This is a genomic window from Polaromonas sp. P3_C2 (assembly GCF_056402675.1).
The window spans coordinates 1-3328 of record NZ_JBFUGX010000465.1 but is presented as its reverse complement, the minus strand read 5'-3'; the positions used below and the strand labels follow the sequence as shown (position 1 = coordinate 3328).

The following is a 3328-nucleotide window of genomic DNA, read 5'->3' as shown; positions in this document are numbered from 1 at the left end:
CGCCTGCGCTTCGTGCTGTTCCGTGATGTCCTGCAGCACGCCGACCAGGCTCACAACCTTGCCGTCCCGCTGCAAAGCCCGGCCCTGCGTGCGCACCCAGATGCGCCGGCCCTTTGCCGTGATGAGGGGCAGCTCCAGGTCCCATGGCGTTGCCTGCTTCAGGGCAGCCAGGGCGACCGAGCGGATGGTGCGCCGCGCTTCGGGTGCATAAAAGTMGAGCGCCTCCTCAACCCCCAGGCCGGCCGCCGGATCGAGTTCGTGGATGCGGTAAATTTCTTCAGACCAGTAAGGCGTCATGGTGTCGACAGCGACCTCCCATCCGCCGACTTTCCCCAGCGCGCCGGTGCGGTTCAGCAGCTCCGTGCTGCGGGCCACCACCAGTTCCGCGCGCTTGCGGTCGGTAATTTCCTGGATCACGCCGGAGCGGCGGCGCCCCGACGGGCCGCGGCCCGCGCCTTGCCCCTCCTGCCCGGTGTCCCCGGGCTGCGCTTCGTCAGCGCGGCCAAACAGGTGGACCCATCGAATCTCGCCAGCGGACGTGACGATGCGGAACTCCATGTCCAGCGGCTGGTTGGTCCGAACGGACAGATCGCGCCGTTCCTTGAAGGCCTGGCGGTCCCCGGGATGGACCAGCTGCATGAATCTGCCATGGTTCCTGTCGAAGGTCGCGCGGTCAACGCCGAGCACCTCGTAAACCTCATCGGACCACCAGCTTTCATCGGTGCCGGTGTCCAGCTGCCAGTAGCCGATGCGGCCCAGGCGCTGGGCGTCCCGCAGTTTCTGCTGGATGGCTTCGCTGTTTGCCAGTTCGGCCTCCAGGACACTCCGATGTTGCTCAAGCGACTCGGCCATGCGGTTAAAGCCCGTGGATATCCTCGCAAACTCCCCGAAATCGTCAGGCCGGCCTGGTGGTATCCGCACATCCAGCCGGCCGTTCTGGAGCTGCCGGATGGCCTCAAGGATGTTTCGGGTGGGCTCAACAATGGCACGCCCGCCGATGACCCAGGCGATGCCGCCGCCCACAAATGCCACCAGCAACAACACCACCAGTTCCAGCCACAGCTGTTCCCGGCTGGCGCCGACGACCAGTTCGCGGTCCAGGCTGACCGCCACAAAAAAAGCGGCGTGTACGTCGGGGCTGCTGGGCATGAAAGCCCACAGGCGGCGTTGCCCGGTGCCGTCCGGCCCATCGCTGGTTCCGTTACGCATCTGCTGCACGGCCGCCTTCAGCACGGGGCTTCTGGCCACCTGCCCGATTCGTATGGGAAGGTCGGGTTTGCCCGCCAGCAGCACGCCGCCGCGGTCGTGTATGCCCAGCGCGCCGCCGGGCGGCAGCTGGACGTCGATGGTGGATTTCGCCATCTCGGCCAGGTCAACCGACGCAAAAGCCACAATGTCAACGCGCCCGTCCTTGTCCAGCAGCGGCAACGCAAATGTGATGGAAGGCCGGCCCGTGGCACGCCCCACAATGTATTCACCCACCACAAAGCTGCGCTGCTCAACGGCATTGCGGAAATAGGCACGGTCGCCCAGGTAGCCGAGCCGCACGCCTTCCTGCCCGTTGCACAGCGCATAGCCGTCCGTTCCCACAATACCGAAATTGGCGTAAAGCGGAAACAGCTTGTTGAGCTCTACAAGGTAGCGGTTGCAGCGGTCGGCGTTGCCGTCCCGCAGGCCGGGCACATGAACAATCGCCGTCAGTATCTGCCGGGCCGATTCCGCCAGGCGCTGCTGGCTGGATGCGGCCAGCGATGCGGCGAATTGCAGGTCGGTTTGGGCGCGCTCGACGGCGGCGTCGGCGTTGTAGACGGCCTTGAAAATGGACAGGCCAAACATCGGCACTATCGCCACCAGCACGAGCATGACAAGGCGGGTCCGCAGCGTGATATGAAGCTTCATGGCATCAGCGCCGCAGGTACCGGCACCGGGTGTTTCTGGGCCACCGGTGCGTCACGGGATGTCAGCCGGCCGCGATGGATTCATTGACGCCCAGCCAGTAGGCCTGCAGGCGGTTGAGCTTTTCGGTCAGCCCCCCAAAATCGACAGGTTTACGGACAAACCCGTTGGCCCCGCTCTGGTAACACGCCACGATGTCGGACCGCTCGCTGGAAGATGTCAGCATGACGACCGGCACCAGCGCGGTCAGGGGATTGGCCCGCACGCTGCGCAGTACGTCCAGACCGGAGAGCTTGGGCAACTTCATGTCCAGCAGGATGAAAGCCGGCTGCCTTTGCGTGTCGCGCCCCGCATGGGCACCCTGGCCGAATAGAAAGTCCAGCGCCTGCACACCGTCCCGGGCGACGGCAATCTCGGCCGTGACGCCCTGCTCCTCCAGCGTCAGAACGGTCAGTTCCAGGTGGTCCGGGTTGTCTTCAACTACGAGTATGAGTTTGTCGTTCATGTGGACTTCAGGTGCGCGGAGTCAATCCCTGTCGTTTTCTGCTTTTTTTGGTGTTTTCTCATATTACCAAGTAAAGAAACGCCGCAGTACTGTGATTTGTACCCCCTTTGACGTCGCTCAACGGGGCATGCCAAACGCAGCAGCGCCGGCCTACCAGCGGGGAATTGCTTCGTCCTTGAGCTGGCCGCGCAGCTCGGCGTAGTCGGGCACCACCGCGCGCACGGTGTCCCAAAAACGCGGGCTGTGGTCCATGACACGCAAATGGCTCAATTCATGAACCACCACGTAGTCGATCACCGACTGCTTGAAATGGATCAAGCGCCAGTTCAGCCGGATGGAACCATCGGCGCTGGCGCTGCCCCAGCGGGTGCCGGCGCTGGAAAGGCTGAGCTTGCGCCACTGCACGCCCAGGTGCGGCGCGAAATGGTTGAGCCGCTCGGTAAAGATGCGCTTGGCCTGGCGCATCAGCCAGGCCTGCACGGCATCGCGGATCTGCTCGGGCGTGGCCTGCTGGGGCAGGCCCACGTGCAGCGTGAGCTGCGCCACGCCGGGCAAGGTGCCATTGGCCGCATCGCCGTCGCCCTGCAACAAGACTTCGGCGGCGGCGGGGCCGGTTTTGAGTTCGGCGCCGACGCCGCCGAAAGCGTGCCGCGGATCGATCACCACAATGACCTGGTCACCCAGGAAAGGCAGCGTAGTGCCGTCCTTCCAGTCAATGCGTGCGGACTCCAGGCGCTCATGGCGCGCGCGGGTTTCCTGCAGCTTGGCCAGGATCCAACCGGATTTTTCCAGCACGGCCTTGTCGATTTCATACAGCGGCACCCATTTGGGCGCACTGACCGTGAGGCCGTCGGCGCCGGCAGAAAAGCCGATGGTCTTGCGTTTGCTGCGGCGAAATTCGTAGGCCACCAGCACACCGCCCAGGAC

Annotated in this window: 3 protein-coding genes; all 3 read right to left on the bottom strand. The window is 64.4% G+C overall.

All coding sequences use genetic code 11. The features are described 5' to 3' along the window. On the bottom strand, positions 1–1899 hold a 1899-nt coding region (locus AC1DWI_RS17245; protein ID WP_477725289.1), incomplete at its 3' end, for a PAS domain-containing protein. A gap of 61 nt (positions 1900–1960) precedes the next feature. Beyond that, positions 1961–2401: a response regulator gene (locus AC1DWI_RS17240; protein WP_348049366.1), complete on the bottom strand. Its 441-nt coding sequence runs from the start codon at positions 2399–2401 to the stop codon at positions 1961–1963. 150 nt (positions 2402–2551) lie between these two features. Next, a partial coding sequence (locus tag AC1DWI_RS17235) for a M48 family metallopeptidase (RefSeq protein WP_477725288.1) occupies positions 2552–3328 on the bottom strand: 777 nt, incomplete at its 5' end.

Bases quoted from the DNA above. Each gene is read 5' to 3' on its own strand.
- AC1DWI_RS17240 (WP_348049366.1), bottom strand. From the start codon at position 2,401: ATGAACGACAAACTCATACTCGTAGTTGAAGACAACCCGGACCACCTG.